Source organism: Streptomyces olivaceoviridis (assembly GCF_014650115.1).
Classification (GTDB): domain Bacteria; phylum Actinomycetota; class Actinomycetes; order Streptomycetales; family Streptomycetaceae; genus Streptomyces; species Streptomyces olivaceoviridis.
This window is the reverse complement of the sequence record NZ_BMUI01000001.1, coordinates 849815-869839: the sequence shown is the minus strand read 5'-3', so window position 1 is coordinate 869839 and position 20025 is coordinate 849815. Positions and strand designations below refer to the sequence as shown.

Below are 20025 nucleotides of genomic sequence, written 5' to 3'. Positions count from 1 at the left end.
GGGCTTGTCCTCAGACGCTCGCGTTCACTGTGTTGGTTCTGAAACCACGACCATGTCGTCCCTTGTGTGGGGCGTTCCGGTTGATTGTTTCATAGTGTTTCGGTGGTCATAGCGTGAGGGAAACGCCCGGTTACATTTCGAACCCGGAAGCTAAGCCTCACAGCGCCGATGGTACTGCAGGGGGGACCCTGTGGGAGAGTAGGACGCCGCCGAACAATTTTTGGGAAAACCCCCGCACCTTCGGTGCGGGGGTTTTCTGCGTTTGAGGGCAATTCGGCGTCCCCGAGGGGACAGCGAGGGGCCGAAGCCTTTCAGAGTCGACCCGCCGCTTTGAGAGCCAGATACGCATCCGCAAGCGCCGGTGCCAGATCCTCAGGGGTCGCGTCCACCACCGTCACCCCATGACGGCGAAGTTGCTCGGCAGTGCGCCGGCGCTCGCTCTGTGCCTGAGCCGCTGCCGCCGCTTCGTACACCGCCTCGGTGTCACCCCGGGCCTGCGCCATACGGGCAATGTGCGGATCCGCCACCGAGGCGACCAGAACAGTATGGCGTTGAGTGAGTTGCGGGAGCACGGGAAGCAGTCCCTGCTCCACCGGTGCCGCGTCCAGCGTCGTGAGCAGCACGATCAGGGAGCGGCGAGGCGCGGTACGCAGCGCGGTGGCGGTGAGGCCGCGAGCGTTGGTCTCGACGAGTTCCGGTTCCAGTGTCGCCATCGCATGGACCAGCGAAGGCAGCACATCACCCGCCGCGCGGCCCTGGACCAGGGCGCGGACCCGCCGGTCGTAGGCCAGCAACGCCACGCGGTCGCCTGCGCGCGAGGCGAGAGCAGCGAGCAGCAGGGCCGCGTCCATGGAGGCGTCCAGGCGTGGTGCGTCGCCCACCCGGCCGGCCGAGGTACGGCCGGTGTCCAGGACGAGCAGGATGTGCCGGTCGCGTTCGGGGCGCCAGGTGCGGACGGCGACGGCCGACTGCCGGGCCGTGGCACGCCAGTCGATCGAGCGGGTGTCGTCACCGGGAACGTACTCGCGCAGGCTGTCGAACTCCGTTCCCTCCCCGCGGGTCAGCACGCTGGTGCGGCCGTCGAGTTCACGCAATCGGGCGAGTTTCGACGGGAGGTGCTTGCGGCTGGTGAACGGGGGCAGAACCCGTACTGTCCAGGGGACCTTGTGGGCGCCTTGGCGGGAGAAGAGTCCGAGGGGGCCGTAGGAGCGGATCGTCACGCGGTCGGCTTGGCGGTCGCCACGGCGGGTGGGGCGCAGTCGGGTCGTCACGCGTCGGCGCTCGCCCGGTGGGACGGTCAGCAGGTGCCGGGAGGCGTCGATCTCGGTGCCCGGCTGCCAGCTGCTCGGTGGCCACGCGTCCCGCAGCCGTGCCCGCAGCGGGCGGCGGGACGGGTTCGTGATCGTGAGTGTGACGTTGGCGGGGTCGCCGAGGCGGATGGAGCTGTCGCCGGAGCGGGCGAGCTGGAGACGGCGTACCGGCGCGGCCAGTGCGTAGTCGCAGGCGCAGGCCAGGGCCAGGGGGCCGTTGACCGCGAGGATGCCCGTCCAGCTCGGTTCCAGGATGCCGACGGGGATCGAGCCGAGGGCCGCGAGGAGGGCGGCGCGTCCGGTGAGTGCCATCAGCGGGGGACCGGGACGTGGGCGAGGATCGCGTGGATGACCGAGTCCGCGGTCACGCCTTCCATCTCGGCCTCGGGGCGCAGCTGGACCCGGTGGCGCAGCGTGGGCAGGGCGAGGGCCTTCACGTCGTCGGGGATGACGTAGTCGCGGCCGGTCAGCCAGGCCCAGGCGCGCGAGGTGGCGAGCAGGGCGGTGGCGCCGCGTGGGGAGACGCCCAGGGTGAGGGAGGGGGACTCGCGGGTGGCGCGGCAGATGTCCACGACGTAGGCGGTGATCTCGGGGGAGACGGCCGTCGTGGCGACCGCGGCACGGGCCGCCTCCAGGTCGGCGGGACCGGCGACCGGGCGTACGCCGGCGGCGCGCAGGTCGCGGGGGTTGAAGCCCGAGGCGTGCCGGGTGAGGACGTCGATCTCGTCCTGCCGGGAGGGCAGAGGGATCGTCAGTTTGAGGAGGAAGCGGTCCAGTTGGGCTTCGGGGAGGGGATAGGTGCCCTCGTACTCGACCGGGTTCTGCGTCGCGGCGACGAGGAAGGGCTCGGGGAGCGGGCGGGGGGTGCCGTCGACCGTGACCTGGCGTTCCTCCATGGCCTCCAGCAGGGAGGACTGGGTCTTGGGCGGGGTGCGGTTGATCTCGTCCGCGAGGAGGAGGTTGGTGAAGACCGGGCCGGGCTGGAAGGAGAACTGGGCGGTGCGGGTGTCGTAGACGAGGGAGCCGGTCACGTCGCTCGGCATCAGGTCGGGGGTGAACTGGACGCGCTTGGTGTCGAGTTCGAGTGCGGATGCGAGGGCGCGGACGAGCAACGTTTTGGCGACCCCGGGGACTCCTTCTAGTAGGACGTGTCCGCGGCAGAGGAGGGCGACGACGAGTCCGGTCACGGCGGGGTCCTGGCCGACCACGGCTTTGGCGATCTCGGCGCGCAGGGCTTCCAGGGAGGCCCGGGCGGTGCCCGGGTCCCCGCTCTGCCCGGCGTTGTCAGTGGTCGGGTCCATCATGAACGGCGTACCTCTCTTTCGAGGGCGTCGAGTTGGTCGGTGAGGGTGATGAGGGCCGCGTCGTCGCCGGGTGGCGGTCCGAAGAGGAGGGAGTGCAGGGCCTGTCCGTCGCCGGCCAGGTGGGCGGACACGGCGGGAAGCAGGGCCTCGGGCGTGTGCGCCTGGGTGACGGGGACGCCGACGAGGGGGGCGAGGCGGGTGCGGGTGCCGGAGCGAAGAGCGGCGGCGGCGCGGTCGCGGGCGTTGGCGTTGCGGTAGAGGCGGGCGCGGCCTTCGGCGGTCTCGGAGGCACGGATCGCGACGGGGAGTTTCTCCGGCACGAGGGGGCCGAACCGGCGCGCCCGCCAGAAGGCGGCGAGGGCTGCCGCGATGAACAGTTGCAGGGTGGCCCAGAGCCATCCCGGGGGGAGCAGGTCGAGGAAGCTCTTCCGTTCGCCGTTCTCGGTGGCGGAGGCGTCGGACAGCGAGGGGAGGTACCAGACCAGATGGGGGCGGGAGCCGAGGAGTTGAAGGGCGAGCGAGGCGTTGCCCTGCTCGTCGAGGCGGTCGTTGTAGAGGATGTCGGGCGCGCCGAGGACGACGGTGTCACCGCCTCCGGAGGTCGCGGGGACGCGCAGCAGGGTGGCGAGGCGTTCGCTGGGGTAGCAGGAGTCGGCGTCGAGGCGGGTGGTGGTGTAACGGGTGCCGCCGGTGTCGGCGGGGCCCGCGCGCCGGGCTTCGGGCAGCGTGCAGTCCGGGTCGAGGGTGGAGCTGTCGCTGGTGGCGGGGTCCGCGGCGACCCCGGGGGCGAGCCGTTCGACGGACCAGCTGCCGGCCGCGACGAGGACGGTCCGCCCGCCGGAGGACGCGGTCGCCGCGTGCAGCTGGGTCTGTTGGCGGTGGGTCAGCAGGTCGGGTACGGCGACGAGCAGGGTGGTGTCCGGGCCGGTGGCGGCGCGGGCCGCCCCGAGGGTGGTGACCACGCGGGTGGAGACGCCTCGTTCGGCCAGGAGTTGGGCGACGGCGCGGCTGCCGTAGGGATCGGGCGAGCGCGGGTCCAGGTCGCCGTGGCGGGTGGTGGAGCGTACGGCGGCCATGGCGACGGCCGCGGCCAGGAGCAGCACGACGGCGAGTGCGATGCCTCGTGTCCGGGTCCACAGCCGGCGGCCGGAGGACGCGGTGGAGGTGGTCGCCGGGGCGGTCTCGGTGGTCACTCGGCGGCCCCCTGGCGGGTGCTCTGGGCCTTGGTGGTGGCGCTGGCGGGGCTGTTTGCGAGGGCCGGTCTGGTGTGTTCCAGGTCGCGGTCGAGTTCGGCGAGGCGGTGGTACGACGGCTCGCCGGCCGTGCGTCCGCCGTATGTGACGTCGTCGAACTCACGGGCGGCGGCGCGCAGTCGGTCGGTCTGCGCGGGCAGGACGCGCCCGGCCTCGGCGGCTGCTTCGTCGGCGGTGCGGCCGGGGCGCACGTCGAGCAGGGCCCGTTCCTCCAGGGAGCGGACGAGGGCCCGCATGCGTTCCTGGACGGCCTGGTTCCAGTGGCCCTGGGCCGCGTGGGCCTCGCTGGCGGCGCGGTGTTCCGCGGCGCTGCGGGGGCGCTCGTCGAAGAGGACTGCGGCCGAGGCGGGCCGGCGGTGGGGGGTGCCCAGGCGCCACCACAGGGCGGCGAGGACGGCGACGACGAACAGGATGACGACGACCAGGCCGACCGCGCCACCAGGGGTCGCCGAGGCAGCCGAGCCGAGGGCCCGGTCGAGCCAGTCCCAGAACGCGTTCAGGGCACGCTGGAGCAGGCTGGGGTCGTTCTCGTGGTACATCCCCTTGGACAGCTCGCGCCGGGCCGCCTCGCGTGCGGGATCGCGCCCGATGGTCACCGGTGGCTCGTCTCCCGAGCCACCGGCCAGCACGACCCGGTCCGTCGCACGCAGCAGCCGGCCCGCGACCGCGGTGGCGGTGCCCGATGGGGGCGCCGCCGTGAGAACTCCCCCCGTGAGGCTCACCGCATCAGCTCCCGGGGACGGGGCCGGGGCCGCCGGTGCCGTGACCCCGGACGCCGGCGGCGCGGGCCAGTTCGAGGTCGAGGGCCTCGCGGCGGATGCGCTGGTCGATGTAGAGGAGCACGGTGACGCCAGCGCTGATCGGGAGGGTGAGCGTGGTGCCGAGCAGGGAGCCGATGCCCCGGATGATCAGGAACGCCCAGCCGACGTGTCCGCCGCTGGTGCCGAGGAAGTCGTCCATGCCGTCACCGCTGACGGCGGCGCCGATGAGGGCGAAGGGGATGGTGACGATGGCCGAGACGATGTTGGCGATGAGCCAGGCGAGCAGCTGGATGCCGAAGACGCGCCACCAGGAGCCGCGCACCAGCTTGGCGGAGCGGCTCATGGCCTTGGTGACGCTCTGGCGTTCCAGCATCAGGGCGGGAGCGGCCAGGTAGTAGCGGATGGCCAGCCACACCGCGACGACGACTCCTCCGAGGATGCCCAGGGCGAACAGGGCGGCTCCGCCGGCGTCGCTGCCGCCGCTCAGCAGGACCAGGAAGCCGGGCAGTGCGCCGGCGACGATCACCCCGATGGTGATCAGGCCGAGCAGGATGAGCAGTCCGGCCAGCTTCGGGATCTGCGGACGGGCCTCGCGCCAGGCCTCGCCGGTGCTGACCGGCCTGCCGAGCACGGCCCGACTGGTGATGGTCGTGAGCAGGGCGGTGGCCACGATGACGGCGGCTGCGGAGATCACCGTGACGATGCCGGTGCCGATCATGGAATCGCGCAGGGAGCGGTAGACGTCGTCGAGGGTGGCGGTGCGGCTGTCGAGCGATGTGCGGGCGAGGGCGTCGTTGATGAAGAAGCCCTGGACGAGGACCAGGCAGGTGTCCGTGACGACGGCGACGGCCAGCGCGATGCCGAGGACCGTGCGCCAGTAGGTGCGCATGGTGGAGACGGCGCCGTCGAGGATCTCGCCGACACCGAGCGGGCGGAGCGGGATGACGCCGGGCTTGGCCGCCGGCGGGGGGCCTCCCCAGCCGCCGCCCCAGGCGGGGTAGCCGCCCGGGGTGCCGTAACCGCCGTAGCCGGGAGGGGGGCCGCCGTACCCGCCGGGGGCACCGTAGCCGCCGGGGCCGGGGCCGGGGCCGGGGCCGCCGGGCTGCCCGCCGCCCCAGCCCGGGCCGGGAGGTGGGGGCGGGGGTGCCTGGTTCGGGCTCGGGGCACCGGTGGGTGCGGACCACTGGCCGGCCGGCGGCTGTGCCGTGGACCACTTCGAGCCTGGGCCCTGCGGGTCCGCGCTCGGCTGCGGCGCCGGTTCGCTCGGGCCGGGACGGTCCGCGGGCTCGGCGGGGCCGGACGCACCGGGTTCCCGCCCCTCGGACGACGGGGCGGATCCGGGCGAGGCCCAGCCCGGAGTGTCAGTCATCGAAGCTCCTTCTCGGTGCCCGTCCGCGGTCGCGGCGGCAGGTTGGCAGCCATCGTGCCATGGGCTGGTCACCGGGGGATCGGCCATGGTGGCGGCTGGATACCTTCAATTGTCCGCTGGATCCGGGGCAGACTGACGGCATGGTTGATCAGCAGGCGCGAACCGGCGGGGACAAGCGGCCGACCGAGATACCGGCGATTCGATGGGAGGAACCACCAGAAGGTCCCGTACTGGTCCTTCTCGATCAGACGAGGCTTCCGGCCGAAGAGGTCGAGTTGGTGTGCACGGACGCGGCGGCGCTGGTGGAGGCGATCCGTTCGCTCGCCGTGCGCGGGGCGCCGCTGCTCGGGATCGCGGGGGCGTACGGCGTCGCGCTCGCCGCCGCGCGGGGCTTCGACGTGGCCGAGGCCGCGCGGGCGCTCGAAGAGGCCAGGCCCACCGCGGTGAACCTGTCCGTCGGGGTGCGCCGGGCGCGGGCGGCGCACGAGGCGGCGCTGGCACGGACCGGCGACCCGACCGCGGCCGCCGTGGCGGCGCTGACCGCGGCGCGGGCGCTGCACCAGGAGGACGCCGAGGCCAGCGCCCGGATGGCGGCCCATGGTCTGGCGCTGCTGGACGAGTTGCTGTCCGGCGGCGGGCACCGGATTCTGACCCACTGCAACACCGGGTCGCTGGTGTCGGGCGGGGAGGGCACGGCCTTCGCGGTGGCCCTCGCCGCGCACCGGGCGGGCCGGCTGCGGCGGCTGTGGGTGGACGAGACGCGTCCGCTGCTGCAAGGCGCTCGCCTGACGGCGTACGAAGCGGCCCGCAGCGGTATGGCGTACACCCTGCTCACGGACAACGCGGCGGGTTCCCTGTTCGCGGCGGGTGAGGTGGACGCGGTGCTGATCGGAGCGGACCGGATCGCGGCCGACGGTTCGGTGGCGAACAAGGTGGGGAGCTATCCGCTCGCCGTGCTCGCCCGGTACCACCATGTGCCGTTCATCGTGGTGGCGCCGCTGACGACGGTCGACCCGGGCACTCCCGACGGGGCGTCCATCGAGGTCGAGCAGCGTCCCGGCTTCGAGGTGACCGAGATGGCGGCGCCCCAGGCGGCGGGAGCAGGGGGTGGGATTCCGATGGCACCGCTGGGGACGCAGGCGTACAACCCGGCGTTCGACGTGACCCCGCCCGAACTGGTGACGGCGATCGTCACCGAGGAGGGAGTGATCTCGCCCGTGACGGCCGAGGCGCTCGCGGAACTGTGCGCCCGGCCTCCGGCTGGGGCTCCGCAGGCGTCGGGTTGACATCGGTGACCGGCACCGTCGTCGACGGACAGGGGCAGACAGTGACGGCCCCGTACGACTATCGTCACCGGCCAGTGACCTCCCTCACCAGGGCGCCTGTCGCTGTTATGAGAATGGGATGATGTCGTTTATGAAGGGACGAGTCCTTGTCGTCGACGACGACACCGCACTGGCCGAGATGCTCGGCATCGTGCTGCGTGGTGAAGGTTTTGAGCCGTCTTTCGTAGCCGACGGCGACAAGGCGCTGGCCGCTTTCCGTGAGGCGAAGCCCGATCTGGTGCTGCTCGACCTGATGCTGCCCGGACGGGACGGCATCGAGGTGTGCCGGCTGATCCGGGCGGAGTCCGGTGTGCCGATCGTGATGCTCACGGCCAAGAGCGACACCGTCGATGTCGTCGTGGGCCTGGAGTCGGGCGCCGACGACTACATCGTCAAGCCGTTCAAGCCGAAGGAGCTGGTGGCCCGGATCCGGGCGCGGCTGCGCAGGTCGGAGGAGCCGGCGCCGGAGCAGCTCACCATCGGTGACCTGGTCATCGATGTCGCCGGGCACTCGGTGAAGCGGGACGGGCAGTCGATAGCTCTGACCCCGCTGGAGTTCGACCTGCTGGTCGCGCTCGCGCGCAAGCCCTGGCAGGTGTTCACCCGTGAGGTGCTGCTGGAGCAGGTGTGGGGCTACCGGCACGCGGCCGACACGCGGCTCGTCAACGTGCACGTCCAGCGGCTGCGCTCCAAGGTCGAGAAGGACCCGGAGCGGCCGGAGATCGTGGTGACCGTCCGTGGTGTCGGTTACAAGGCCGGACCGAGCTGACATGTCCGGGGACAGCGCCGCTTCGGCTCCCGGCGGTTCTGGGGCCCGTCCGGGGCGGCCTGTCGGCCGGACGGCGGCGGGTGCGCGCTGGCGGGCCATGTTCGACGGCGGGCTGCTTGAGGGCGGGGTCCAGGGCAGCCCGGTCCTTCGTCTGTTCCTGCGCTGGGTGCGCCGTCCGCTGCTGCCGGTGATGCGGCTGTGGCGGCGCAACATCCAGCTCAGGGTCGTCGCCACCACCCTGCTGATGTCGCTCGGTGTCGTTCTGCTGCTGGGCTTCGTCGTGATCGGGCAGGTGCGCAACGGCCTGCTCGACGCGAAGGTCAAGGCGTCGCAGAGCCAGGCCACGGGCGGGTTCGCGGTGGCCAAGCAGAAGGCCGACGAGGCGGCCGGCGGGACCGGTGCGGGAGCCGGGGCCGGTGCCGCCGACGGCACGGCGACCGGGGACGGGCGGCAGTCGCAGAACGTCATCCAGTGGATGAGCGACCTCGTGGAGTCGCTGTCCAGCGGCGGCGCGGGCGCCTTCGACGTGGTGACGCTGCCCGTGGGCGACGACAGCGGCGGCGGACGCAGCCCGCGCGGCTCCGGGAACGTCAACCCGACGTCCAGCGTGCCCGCCGCCCTGCGCGAGCGGGTCAACAGCGGCACATCGGCCGTCCAGAGCAACGCGCGGATCGTCTACTACGGCGGCAGGGACTCGCAGCCGGGGCTTGTCATCGGCAAGCAGGTCAACGACCCCAACGGTCGTCCGTACGAGCTGTACTACCTCTTCCCGCTCACGCAGGAGGAGAAGTCCCTGAGCCTGGTCAAGGGCACGCTCGCCACCGCGGGGCTGTTCGTCGTCGTCCTGCTCGGCGCCATCGCCTGGCTGGTGGTGCGGCAGGTCGTCACGCCGGTGCGGATGGCGGCCGGGATCGCGGAGCGGTTGTCGGCCGGGCGGTTGCAGGAGCGGATGAAGGTCACCGGCGAGGACGACATCGCGCGCCTGGGCGAGGCCTTCAACAAGATGGCGCAGAACTTGCAGGGCAAGATCCAGCAGATGGAGGACCTGTCGCGGATGCAGCGGCGGTTCGTCTCCGACGTCTCGCACGAGCTGCGCACCCCGCTGACCACCGTCCGGATGGCCGCGGACGTCATCCACGAGGCGCGCGAGGACTTCGATCCGGTCACCGCGCGGTCGGCCGAGCTGCTCGCCGACCAGCTGGACCGGTTCGAGTCGCTGCTCGCCGACCTGCTGGAGATCAGCCGTTTCGACGCCGGGGCGGCGGCGCTGGAGGCCGAGCCGATAGACCTCAGGGAGGTCGTCCGGCGGGTCGTGAGCGGTGCCGAGCCGCTCGCCGAGCGCAAGGGCACGCGCATACGGGTGCTCGGTGACCAGCAGCCCGTCGTCGCCGAGGCGGACGCCCGGCGAGTGGAGCGGATTCTGCGCAACCTCGTCGTCAACGCCGTCGAGCACGGCGAGGGCAAGGACGTCGTCGTCAAGCTGGCCGCCGCGGGCGGAGCCGTGGCCGTCGCGGTGCGGGACTACGGCGTAGGACTCAAGCCCGGTGAGGCGACCCGGGTCTTCAGCCGCTTCTGGCGGGCCGACCCGGCACGCGCGCGTACCACCGGCGGTACCGGCCTCGGGCTGTCGATCGCCCTGGAGGACGCGCGGTTGCACGGCGGCTGGTTGCAGGCGTGGGGCGAGCCGGGCGGTGGCTCCCAGTTCCGGCTGACGCTGCCCAGGACGGCGGACGAGCCGCTGCGGGGCTCGCCGATACCGCTGGAGCCCAAGGACTCCCGCCGCAACCGCGGCCTCGACGACGCCGGCCTGCCCAGGGCGGGCGAGGAGAAGCGGGCGACCGTTCCGGTGCAGCAGAACGGCGTCCAGGCGCCCACGCTGCCGCCGCGGGCGGAGATCGCGCCGCGGCTGGCCACTGCCACCCCGGCCGTCGACCCGACCGCGCTGCCCGGCAACGGCAACGGCGCGCGCGTCGTGCCCCGGCCCACCGCCGGCGCCCGGCGTCCGGTCGACGGGCCCGCCGCACGTCCGGAGCCCGGCGCGAACGCGGGCCGGCCGGACGCGGCCACGCCGGAGGACTCGACCGAGCCAGGGGAGGCATTTCGTGGCCGCTGACCGCGAGGGGGGCGCACGGCGGCGGTCGTGGCGCGCGGTGGCGTACGCCGCCTTGGGTGTCGTACTGCTGGCCGGTTGTGCCTCGATGCCCGACAGCGGGGACCTGCGGGACGTGGAGTCCACGCCGCGGCAGGACACCGGAGTCCGGGTGTTCGCCATGCCGCCGGCCGACGGCGCCGGTCCCGGCGAGATCATGCAGGGCTTCCTGGAGGCGCTGACCAGCGACGACCCGGGATACGACACGGCTCGCAAGTACCTGACGGCCGACGCGGCCCGCACCTGGCGGCCCGAGCAGTCGACCACCGTCCTCGCGAACGGTCCGACCATCGAGACCGACTGCCGTCCGGGCGGCCGGGAGGAGACCAACAGCGTCACCTGCGTGCTGGCCGGCAGCCAGGTCGCCACGGTCGACGAGCAGCAGGCGTACCAGCCCGCCGACGGCACCTACCGCAAGAAGCTGCACCTCACGAAGGACCCGAAGAACGGGCAGTGGCGCATCGACGGGCTGCCCGACGGGGTCGTCATGGGCAAGTCGGACTTCCAGCGCAACTACAGGTCCGTCGACAAGTACTACTTCGCCTCCGACGCGTCCGTCGGGGCGAGCGGCCAGCCGGTGGCGGTCGCCGACCCGGTGTTCGTGCGCAGCAAGGTCGACCCGATGACCCAACTGGTCCGCTCGCTGCTGAACGGACCCACGACGTGGCTCAGACCGGTGGTCAGGTCGAGCTTCCCGACCGGTACGGCGTTGCAGAAGGGCGTCTCCGGGCTGGCACCGGACGACCAGAACAGGCTGACGGTGCCGCTGAACCTCAAGCCGTCACGGGTGGCGCCGGGCAGGTGCACCGAGATGGCGACGCAGATGCTGTTCACCCTGCGGAACCTGGCGCCGACGCTGGACTCCGTCGAGCTGCGGGGGACCGGCGACGACCGGCTGTGCGAACTGACCGGGGAGCGCGCCGAGTCCGTCGCCTGGCACGGGTCGTCCAAGCGTCCCGATTACCTGTACTTCCTCGACGGCAAGCACCGGATGGTACGGATGCAGACCGGGAGCACCGGGACGGCGTCCGTGCCGGTGCCGGGTCCGCTGGGCGAGAGCGGCAGGGGCTTGCAGTCGGTGGCGGTGTCGCGGGACGAGCACACCGCGGCCGGGATCGGCGACGAGGGCAGGACGCTGTACGTGACGTCGCTGGCGTCGGACGGATCGCTCGGCGATCCGCTGCTGACCAGCGCCGGCACGACCCCCGACCACCGGCTCGCCACCCCGAGCTGGGACGCCCGCGGCGACCTGTGGGTGGCCGACCGCGACCCGCACCGGCCGCGGCTGTTCGTCCTGGAACAGGGCGCCGACAAGCCGGAGCCGGTCGCCGTCCCGGACCTGTCCGGCCAGATCGAGGACGCGCGGGTGGCCGCCGACGGGGCGCGGATCGCGCTGGTCGTGGAGAAGGACGGCAAGCAGTCCCTCTTCATCGGGCGGATCCAGCGCGACGACGGAACCGGGCAGGGCATCTCGGTGGACGGACTGCGGTCGGCGGCGCCGGACCTGGAGCAGGTCAGCGCCATCTCCTGGGCCGGGGACAGCAGGCTGCTGGTCGTCGGCCAGGAGCAGGGGGGCGTGCAGCAGATGCGGTACGTCCAGGTCGACGGCTCCACCCTCGACGGCCCGGCACCGGGCGCGCTCACCAGCGTCAAGGCGATCGCCGCGTCCGAGGACGAGCGGGTGCCGCTGGTGGCCTACTCGGAGGACGGGATCGTACGACTGCCGTCCGGAGCGCAGTGGCAGAAGGTCGACAAGGACGGGTCGGCGCCGGTCTATCCGGGCTGAGCGCGGGACGGCTGAGGCGGTGTACCCGCGCTGAGCGCGAGACGGGTACGCATGGGACGGCTCAGAGCAGAACGCTCCTCCCCGTAGTCGCGCGCCGAGTTATCCACAGGGCGTTGTCCACAGGGGTGGCCGACCCGCGGTCGCGTGGGCACAGTGGTGGTCATGCGGGGGTGGTGGCAGGACCTCACCGACCTGGTGCTGCCGGCCGACTGCGCGGGCTGCGGGGCACCTCGTACGGCGCTCTGCCCGCGGTGCCGGGCCACGCTGCACGGGAGCGCGCCGCGGCGGGTGCGGCCGGTTCCGGAGCCGGCCGGGCTGCCGGTGGTGCACGCGGTGGCTCCCTACGCGGCCGAGGTGCGCGCGCTGCTGCTCGCGCACAAGGAACGCGGTGCGCTGACGCTCACGGGAGCGCTGGGTACGGCGCTGGCGGGAGCCGTGCGGGCGAGCCTGGGCGCGGGCGGCGGTGCCGCGGTCCGCGCTGACGGTGGTGCCCGCGCCGGCGCGGACCGCGGTGGCCACGTCGGCGCCGGGTCGGCCGGGTGGCCTTGGCGCGGGCCCGTGCTGCTGGTTCCCGTGCCCTCCGCCCGGTGGGCCGTGCGGGCGCGTGGGCACGATCCGGTGCGGCGGATGGCGCTCGCGGCGGCGGGCGAGCTGCGGCGCACCGGGACGGCGGCCCGGGTGGCGGCCGTGCTGCGCCAGCGGCGGGCCGTGGCCGACCAGGCGGGGCTGGACGCGCGGCGGCGTCTGGCGAACCTCGCCGGGGCGCTGGAGGTCGGTCCGGGAGGCGGCCGGCTGCTCGGCGGGGGCCCCGTCGTGCTCGTCGATGACCTGATGACGACGGGCGCCAGCCTCGCGGAGGCGGCGCGGGCCCTGCGGGAGCCGGCCCTGTCCCGTCCCGAGGGCAGGACGGCCGTGTATGAGGCCGCAACTCGGGAAGGTAGGGAGGAACGATGGATCGGTGCGCCGGGGAGAAGGGAGTCGGTGCATAGTGCACCGGAAAATGCGGTGCCGAACGCCCTGCGGCAGATCCTCCATGCCGCCGTGATCGCAGCTCCTCACGATTCTTTCGAAATGAACAGGAACTGATCGTCAACGTGCATCGTTCCAGCTAGTGACAGGGGTAATTCACCTGAATGGAGGTACGTCGCAGTAGAGGGTGACGACATCCGTCCGGGCGAGATATGTTCGGGTGTGAGGAAAGGCGCAGGCCACACCTCTCATATCCGATTGCCGTGCCGCGGGTTTTCTGCAATCACCCGCATCGGTGGGGTGGAGATCTCGCCCATGGGGGAGGAGGAGGTGGAAGTCACCGAGTCCGAGGTCCGGTGATCACCGGACCTGGTGCGAAAGGGAGATGCTCCGCCGACGCAGCGGAGCGATCCGGGAACGGAGTTCTGCGTGGACATCGTCGTCAAGGGCCGCAAGACCGAGGTGCCCGAGCGGTTCCGCAAGCACGTGGCCGAGAAGCTGAAGCTGGAGAAGATCCAGAGGCTCGATGCCAAGGTGATCAGCCTCGACGTCGAGGTGTCCAAGGAGCCGAACCCCCGACAGGCCGACCGCTGTGACCGAGTGGAGATCACGCTCCGCTCCCGCGGTCCGGTGATCCGGGCGGAGGCAGCGGCCAGCGATCCGTACGCGGCGCTCGACCTGGCGGCGGAGAAGCTGGACGCCCGGCTGCGCAAGCAGCACGACAAGCGGTTCTCGCGCCGTGGCGCACGTCGGATCTCGGCGGCAGAGGTCCCCGACCACGTCCCCGGCGCGGCGACACTGAACGGCAGCGGCCTCCCCGTCCACGAGGAGGAGACGGACGGAGTGCCGACCAAGAAGATCGGTTCGCTGGAGGTCAAGGGTGAGGGACCCCTGGTCGTCCGCGAGAAGACCCACGTCGCCTCCCCGATGACGCTCGACCAGGCCCTGTACGAGATGGAACTGGTCGGCCACGACTTCTACTTGTTCGTCGACTCCGAGACGAAGGAACCCAGTGTCGTCTACCGGCGACACGCCTACGACTACGGCGTGATCCACCTCAGCACCGACCCGATGGTCGCCGAGGCGCAGGCGCAGCCCCCCGCGGCGGGTGGCACGCTGGGCGGCTGATCCCCCCGGCTGAAGCTGTGCGGGTGCCCCTGGAGCGCGTGTGCGCCCCCAGGGGCACCGGTGTGCGACCACTTCACGCCCCGCACGTCACCTCGGTGCCGCCCGGGCATGAAATCATGGCCGCACCGGCCCAACCGGTGGGCCGCTGCCTTGGGTTGGCGATGGCACAGGACCACAGGCCACAGCCTTCAGGGGGAGGAACGATGGCGGACACCTTCGGACCGATGCGGGACGGGGGCGCCGACGACGATGTCATCGGCAGGGGCCCGGACGCGGGCTCGTCGCGCGAGCCGATCAGAGTCCTGGTCGTGGACGACCACGCCCTCTTCCGGCGCGGCCTGGAGATCGTGCTCGCGGCCGAGGAGGACATCCAGGTCGTCGGTGAGGCGGGCGACGGGGCCGAGGCCGTCGACAAGGCCGCCGACCTGCTGCCCGACATCGTGCTGATGGATGTCCGCATGCCCAAGCGCGGCGGGATCGAGGCCTGCACCTCCATCAAGGAGGTCGCCCCCAGCGCGAAGATCATCATGCTGACGATCAGCGACGAGGAGGCCGACCTCTACGACGCGATCAAGGCGGGTGCGACCGGATACCTCCTCAAGGAGATCTCGACCGACGAGGTGGCCACCGCCATTCGCGCGGTGGCCGACGGACAGTCGCAGATCAGCCCGTCGATGGCGTCGAAACTCCTCACCGAGTTCAAGTCGATGATCCAGCGCACCGACGAGCGCCGGCTGGTGCCCGCGCCCCGGCTGACCGACCGGGAGCTGGAGGTCCTCAAGCTCGTCGCCACGGGCATGAACAACCGGGACATCGCCAAGGAGCTGTTCATCTCCGAGAACACCGTGAAGAACCACGTCCGCAACATCCTGGAGAAGCTGCAACTGCACTCCCGGATGGAGGCCGTGGTCTACGCGATGCGGGAGAAGATCCTGGAGATCCGCTAGCGCCTATCCGAGCAGCCCGGCGAGTTCCCTGTGCAGGGGCTCGCGCAGCTCGGATGCGTCCACGCGCTCGACGCGGACGTCGGTGCAGCTCACCCACGCCGCCGCCTCGACCAGCGCCTGGGCCACCGCCGGGACCGCCTTCGGTCCGTCCAGGGTGACCTGCTTGGCCACCAGCGTGCGGCCCTCCCGGGCCGGGTCGACACGCCCGACCAGCCGGCCGCCCGCGAGCACCGGCATCGCGAAGTAGCCGTGGACCCGCTTGGGCCTGGGGACGTACGCCTCCAGCCGGTGGGTGAAGCCGAAGAGCCGCTCCGTGCGCGCCCGCTCCCAGATCAGCGAGTCGAACGGCGACAGCAGCGTGGTGCGGTGCCGGCCGCGCGGCGGCGTCGCAAGGGCCGCCGGGTCCGCCCAGGCCGGCTTGCCCCAGCCCTCGACCTCGACCGGCACCAGACCCGAGTCCGCGATCACCGCGTCGACCTGCTCCGCCTTGAGACGGTGATAGTCGGCGATGTCCGCGCGCGTGCCGACCCCGAGCGACTCGCCCGCCAGCCGGACCAGACGGCGCAGGCACTCGGAGTCGTCCAGCTCGTCGTGGAGCAGCGTGGCCGGGACCGCGCGCTCGGCCAGGTCGTACACCCGCTTCCAGCCGCGCCGCTCCACGCACACCACCTCGCCGTACATCAGCGCGCGCTCCACGGCGACCTTCGTGCCCGACCAGTCCCACCAGTCGTTCGTCTTCTTCGCGCCGCCCAGTTCGGTGGCGGTCAGCGGGCCCTCCGCGCGGAGCTGCTTGATGACCTGGTCGTAGGCGCCGTCGGGGAGTTCGTGGTGCCAGTGAGGCCGGTCCCGGTAGGCGCGGCGGCGGAAGGCGAAGTGCGGCCACTCCTCGATGGGGAGGACGCAGGCCGCGTGCGACCAGTACTCGAAGGCGTGGGCGTCCGTCCAGTACGCGGCCTCCACGGCCTTGCGGCCGACCGCGCCCAGCCGGGCGTAGGGCACGAGTTCGTGGGAGCGGGCGAGCACCGAGATCGTGTCGAGCTGGACCGCGCCGAGGTGGCGCAGCACCCCGCGGACGCCCGCGCGCCGGTCGGGCGCGCCGAGCAGGCCCTGGGCCCGCAGGGCGATCCGGCGGGCGTCGTCCGCGGTGAGAGTGGTGGTCGGGCGCGGAAGGGTCGTCATGCGTCGGACGATAGAGGGTGCCACTGACAGCCCGCGACGAGCTGTCCGTTCCCCGGGAACGGCGAACGGGCTCAGGAACGCGCGGGCAGGTACGGGGCCGTGGAGGGCAGGCCCAGGTCCGAGGGGAGCAGGGAGCCGACCCAGCAGTCGCGGCGCACGCCCTTGTTGTTGAGGCCGGAACGCAGGGTGCCCTCGAAGGTGAAGCCCGCGCGTTCGGCGACCGCGCGGGAGGCGTGGTTGCCGACCTCGGCCCGCCATTCGACACGGTCGACGCCGACCTCGGTGAAGATCCACCGGCAGGCGGTGAGCGTGGCCTCCGCGACGTATCCGTTGCCGCGGTGTTCCTTGGCCGCCCAGAAGCCGACCTCGGCCGTGCCCAGTGAGCGCATCGTCAGGGCGAGCATGGCGACCAGCTCGCCGGCCGTGAGGAAGACGCCGAAGGTGAACGTCGAGCCCTGCGACCAGCCGTCCGGGACGATCTGCTCCGTGAAGCCGATCGCGTGCTCCGGGAGATAGGGCGAGGGGACCAGCGTCCAGCGCTGGATGTCGGGGTCCTGCGCCGCCGCGTACACCGCGTCGGTGTCGGCGGGGCCGACCGGGCGCAGCAGCAGACGGTCCGTGGTGAGCGTGACGGGTTCCATCGCCCGATTCTGCTCGGGACGCCCCATCCCGGCCATGGATTTTCGCGATGTGTGAGCGGGTGATCACGTTTCGCGTAATTCCCCGTGTCGGTGCGGCACCATCCGGTCACCCCGTCCGTTGTCCTGGGTGAGGCAGCCGTCGGGTCGCCAGGCCTCCCGGCGCAGCCGGGTCCTCGCATACGATGGCCGTTGCTCAGTACGTCAGAAGGAAAACCGACCGTCCCAGGCCCGACCGGCAAGGAGACCAGCCCCCGTGTCCGTCCTCTCGAAGATCATGCGTGCAGGCGAAGGCAAGATCCTGCGCAAGCTGCACCGCATCGCGGACCAGGTCAACTCCATCGAAGAGGACTTCGTCGACCTCTCCGACGCCGAGCTGCGTGCCCTCACCGCGGAGTACCAGCAGCGCTACGCCGACGGTGAGAGCCTGGACGACCTGCTCCCCGAGGCGTTCGCCACGGTCCGCGAGGCCGCCAAGCGCGTCCTCGGCCAGCGTCACTACGACGTGCAGCTGATGGGCGGTGCCGCCCTCCACCTCGGCTATGTGGCCGAGATGAAGACCGGTGAGGGCAAGACCCTCGTCGGCACGCTGCCCGCGTACCTGAACGCCCTGTCCGGGGACGGCGTCCACCTCATCACGGTCAACGACTACCTGGCCGAGCGCGACTCCGAGATGATGGGCCGCGTCCACAAGTTCCTGGGCCTGAGCGTCGGCTGCATCCTCGCCAACATGACGCCGGCCCAGCGCCGCGAGCAGTACGCGTGCGACATCACCTACGGCACGAACAACGAGTTCGGCTTCGACTACCTGCGCGACAACATGGCGTGGTCGAAGGACGAGCTGGTGCAGCGCGGCCACAACTTCGCCATCGTCGACGAGGTCGACTCCATCCTCATCGACGAGGCCCGTACGCCGCTGATCATCTCCGGCCCGGCCGACCAGGCCACCAAGTGGTACGGCGACTTCGCCAAGCTGGTCACGCGCCTCAAGCGCGGTGAGGCCGGCAACCCGCTCAAGGGCATGGAGGAGACCGGCGACTACGACGTCGACGAGAAGAAGCGCACGGTCGCCATCCACGAGTCCGGTGTCGGCAAGGTCGAGGACTGGCTGGGCATCGACAATCTGTACGAGTCGGTGAACACCCCGCTCGTGGGCTACCTGAACAACGCCATCAAGGCCAAGGAGCTCTTCAAGAAGGACAAGGACTACGTCGTCATCGACGGCGAAGTCATGATCGTCGACGAGCACACCGGCCGTATCCTCGCCGGCCGCCGCTACAACGAGGGCATGCACCAGGCGATCGAGGCGAAGGAAGGGGTGGACATCAAGGACGAGAACCAGACGCTCGCCACGATCACCCTCCAGAACTTCTTCCGCCTCTACAAGAAGCTCTCCGGCATGACCGGTACGGCGATGACCGAGGCAGCCGAGTTCCACCAGATCTACAAGCTCGGCGTGGTCCCGATCCCGACCAACAAGCCGATGGTCCGCAAGGACCAGTCCGACCTGATCTACCGCACCGAGGTGGCCAAGTTCGAGGCGGTCGTCGACGACATCGCCGAGAAGCACGAGAAGGGCCAGCCGATCCTCGTCGGCACGACCTCCGTCGAGAAGTCGGAGTACCTCTCGCAGCAGCTCAGCAAGCGCGGCATCCAGCACGAGGTGCTGAACGCCAAGCACCACGAGCGCGAGGCGCAGATCGTCGCCCAGGCCGGCCGCAAGGGCGCCGTGACGGTGGCCACCAACATGGCCGGCCGTGGTACGGACATCAAGCTCGGCGGCAACCCCGAGGACCTCGCCGAGGCGGAGCTGCGCCAGCGCGGCCTCGACCCCGAGGAGCACATCGAGGAGTGGGCCGCCGCCCTGCCGTCCGCCCTGGAGAAGGCCCAGCAGGCCGTCAAGGCGGAGAAGGATGAGGTCGAGGACCTGGGCGGCCTCTACGTCCTCGGCACCGAGCGGCACGAGTCGCGGCGCATCGACAACCAGCTGCGCGGCCGTTCCGGCCGTCAGGGCGACCCGGGCGAGTCCCGCTTCTACCTGTCGCTGGGCGACGACCTGATGCGCCTGTTCAAGGCCCAGATGGTCGAGCGCGTGATGTCGATGGCCAACGTGCCGGACGACGTGCCGATCGAGAACAAGATGGTCACCCGCGCCATCGCGTCCGCGCAGGCCCAGGTCGAGACGCAGAACTTCGAGACCCGTAAGAACGTCCTGAAGTACGACGAGGTCCTCAACCGGCAGCGCGAGGTCATCTACGGCGAGCGCCGGCGCGTCCTGGAGGGCGAGGACCTGCACGAGCAGGTCCGGCACTTCATGGACGACACCATCGAGGCGTACGTGCGCGCCGAGACCTCCGAGGGCTTCCCCGAGGACTGGGACCTGGACCGGCTGTGGGGTGCCTTCCGGCAGCTGTACCCGGTGAAGGTCACCATCGAGGAGCTGGAGGAGGCGGCCGGCGACCGGGCCGGTCTCACCGCCGAGTTCATCGAGGAGTCCATCAAGGAGGACATCTACCAGCAGTACGAGGCCCGGGAGGCGCAGCTCGGCTCCGAGATCATGCGTGAGCTGGAGCGCCGGGTCGTGCTGTCGGTCCTGGACCGCAAGTGGCGCGAGCACCTCTACGAGATGGACTACCTCCAGGAGGGCATCGGCCTGCGCGCGATGGCGCAGAAGGACCCGCTGGTCGAGTACCAGCGCGAGGGCTTCGACATGTTCACCGCGATGATGGACGGCATCAAGGAGGAGTCCGTCGGCTACCTGTTCAACCTGGAGGTCCAGGTCGAGCAGCAGGTCGAGGAGGTCCCGGTCGAGGAGGCCCAGCCGGTGGGCGAGGGCGTCCAGGACACCGTTCCGGCGCAGGCGGGCGCGCGTCCCGAGATCCGTGCGAAGGGGCTGGACGTTCCCCAGCGGCGGGATCTGCACTTCTCCGCGCCGACGGTGGACGGTGAGGGCGGCATCGTCGAGCGTGACCTGGAGGAGGACGAGCCGGTGCGGTCCGAGTCGGACGGGCTCACGCGGGCCGAGCGGCGCCGGCAGGCCAAGGGCGGGCGGCGCCGCAAGAAGTAACGGTCGCCCGCGGCGCTTCAGCGGTCGAGCAGGGCCGGGTTCCCTTCCGGGAGCCCGGCCCTGCTGCGTTG

General features: G+C 71.6%; 15 protein-coding genes and 1 rRNA gene. 9 read left to right on the top strand and 7 right to left on the bottom strand.

Features of this window, described 5'->3' with window-relative positions; genetic code table 11:
* Positions 1-98: 98 nt before the first annotated feature.
* Positions 99-215: ribosomal RNA gene (gene rrf, locus IE273_RS03900) — 5S ribosomal RNA — on the top strand.
* A gap of 96 nt (positions 216-311) precedes the next feature.
* Here rrf and IE273_RS03895 read toward each other — a convergent pair.
* The 5 genes from IE273_RS03895 to IE273_RS03875 are packed head-to-tail and all read right to left on the bottom strand — an operon-like array spanning position 312 to position 5997.
* A complete protein-coding gene (locus IE273_RS03895; protein ID WP_189813670.1) occupies positions 312-1622 on the bottom strand; it encodes a DUF58 domain-containing protein in 1311 nt (436 codons plus the stop codon).
* Complete coding sequence (locus IE273_RS03890) at positions 1622-2611, bottom strand: AAA family ATPase (protein ID WP_189813726.1); 990 nt, start codon at positions 2609-2611, stop codon at positions 1622-1624. Before IE273_RS03890 ends, IE273_RS03895 begins: the two co-directional genes overlap by 1 nt.
* Entirely contained in the window at positions 2611-3807 is a 1197-nt protein-coding gene (locus IE273_RS03885) for a DUF4350 domain-containing protein (RefSeq protein WP_189813669.1), read from the bottom strand. Before IE273_RS03885 ends, IE273_RS03890 begins: the two co-directional genes overlap by 1 nt.
* A complete protein-coding gene (locus IE273_RS03880; protein WP_373309291.1) occupies positions 3804-4589 on the bottom strand; it encodes a DUF4129 domain-containing protein in 786 nt (261 codons plus the stop codon). The genes IE273_RS03885 and IE273_RS03880 overlap by 4 nt, the downstream gene beginning before the upstream one ends.
* A gap of 4 nt (positions 4590-4593) precedes the next feature.
* Positions 4594-5997, bottom strand: a complete 1404-nt coding sequence (locus tag IE273_RS03875; protein ID WP_189813668.1) for a glycerophosphoryl diester phosphodiesterase membrane domain-containing protein — start codon at positions 5995-5997, stop codon at positions 4594-4596.
* A gap of 140 nt (positions 5998-6137) precedes the next feature.
* On the opposite strand from IE273_RS03875, the gene mtnA reads away from it, so the two are divergent.
* The 7 genes from mtnA to IE273_RS03840 all read left to right on the top strand — a co-directional run bounded on the left by mtnA (position 6138) and on the right by IE273_RS03840 (position 15070).
* Positions 6138-7283, top strand: coding sequence for an S-methyl-5-thioribose-1-phosphate isomerase (gene mtnA, locus IE273_RS03870; RefSeq protein WP_189813667.1), 1146 nt, complete (start codon positions 6138-6140; stop codon positions 7281-7283).
* Positions 7284-7401: 118 nt separating this feature from the next.
* Positions 7402-8091, top strand: coding sequence for a two-component system response regulator MtrA (mtrA, locus tag IE273_RS03865; protein ID WP_005316841.1), 690 nt, complete (start codon positions 7402-7404; stop codon positions 8089-8091).
* Between the two features lies 1 nt (position 8092).
* Complete coding sequence (mtrB, locus tag IE273_RS03860; protein ID WP_189813666.1) at positions 8093-10204, top strand: MtrAB system histidine kinase MtrB; 2112 nt, start codon at positions 8093-8095, stop codon at positions 10202-10204.
* Positions 10194-12026 (top strand): LpqB family beta-propeller domain-containing protein, encoded by a 1833-nt coding sequence (locus IE273_RS03855; protein WP_229887052.1) that lies wholly within the window; start codon positions 10194-10196, stop codon positions 12024-12026. Before mtrB ends, IE273_RS03855 begins: the two co-directional genes overlap by 11 nt.
* A 162-nt stretch (positions 12027-12188) precedes the next feature.
* Positions 12189-13112: a ComF family protein gene (locus IE273_RS03850; RefSeq protein WP_189813665.1), complete on the top strand. Its 924-nt coding sequence runs from the start codon at positions 12189-12191 to the stop codon at positions 13110-13112.
* A 312-nt stretch (positions 13113-13424) separates the two neighbouring features.
* Positions 13425-14123, top strand: a complete 699-nt coding sequence (gene hpf, locus IE273_RS03845; RefSeq protein WP_189813664.1) for a ribosome hibernation-promoting factor, HPF/YfiA family — start codon at positions 13425-13427, stop codon at positions 14121-14123.
* A gap of 203 nt (positions 14124-14326) precedes the next feature.
* A complete protein-coding gene (locus IE273_RS03840) occupies positions 14327-15070 on the top strand; it encodes a response regulator (RefSeq protein ID WP_189813663.1) in 744 nt (247 codons plus the stop codon).
* Between the two features lie 3 nt (positions 15071-15073).
* Here the strand turns inward: IE273_RS03840 and IE273_RS03835 are convergent, their stop codons facing one another.
* Entirely contained in the window at positions 15074-16249 is a 1176-nt protein-coding gene (locus tag IE273_RS03835) for a winged helix-turn-helix domain-containing protein (protein ID WP_189813662.1), read from the bottom strand.
* A gap of 71 nt (positions 16250-16320) precedes the next feature.
* On the bottom strand, positions 16321-16890 hold the full coding sequence (locus IE273_RS03830; protein WP_189813661.1) for a GNAT family N-acetyltransferase: 570 nt from the start codon (positions 16888-16890) through the stop codon (positions 16321-16323).
* Positions 16891-17143: 253 nt separating this feature from the next.
* Between IE273_RS03830 and secA the strand changes: the two genes are divergently transcribed.
* Complete coding sequence (secA, locus tag IE273_RS03825) at positions 17144-19954, top strand: preprotein translocase subunit SecA (RefSeq protein ID WP_189813660.1); 2811 nt, start codon at positions 17144-17146, stop codon at positions 19952-19954.
* Positions 19955-20025: the final 71 nt, after the last annotated feature.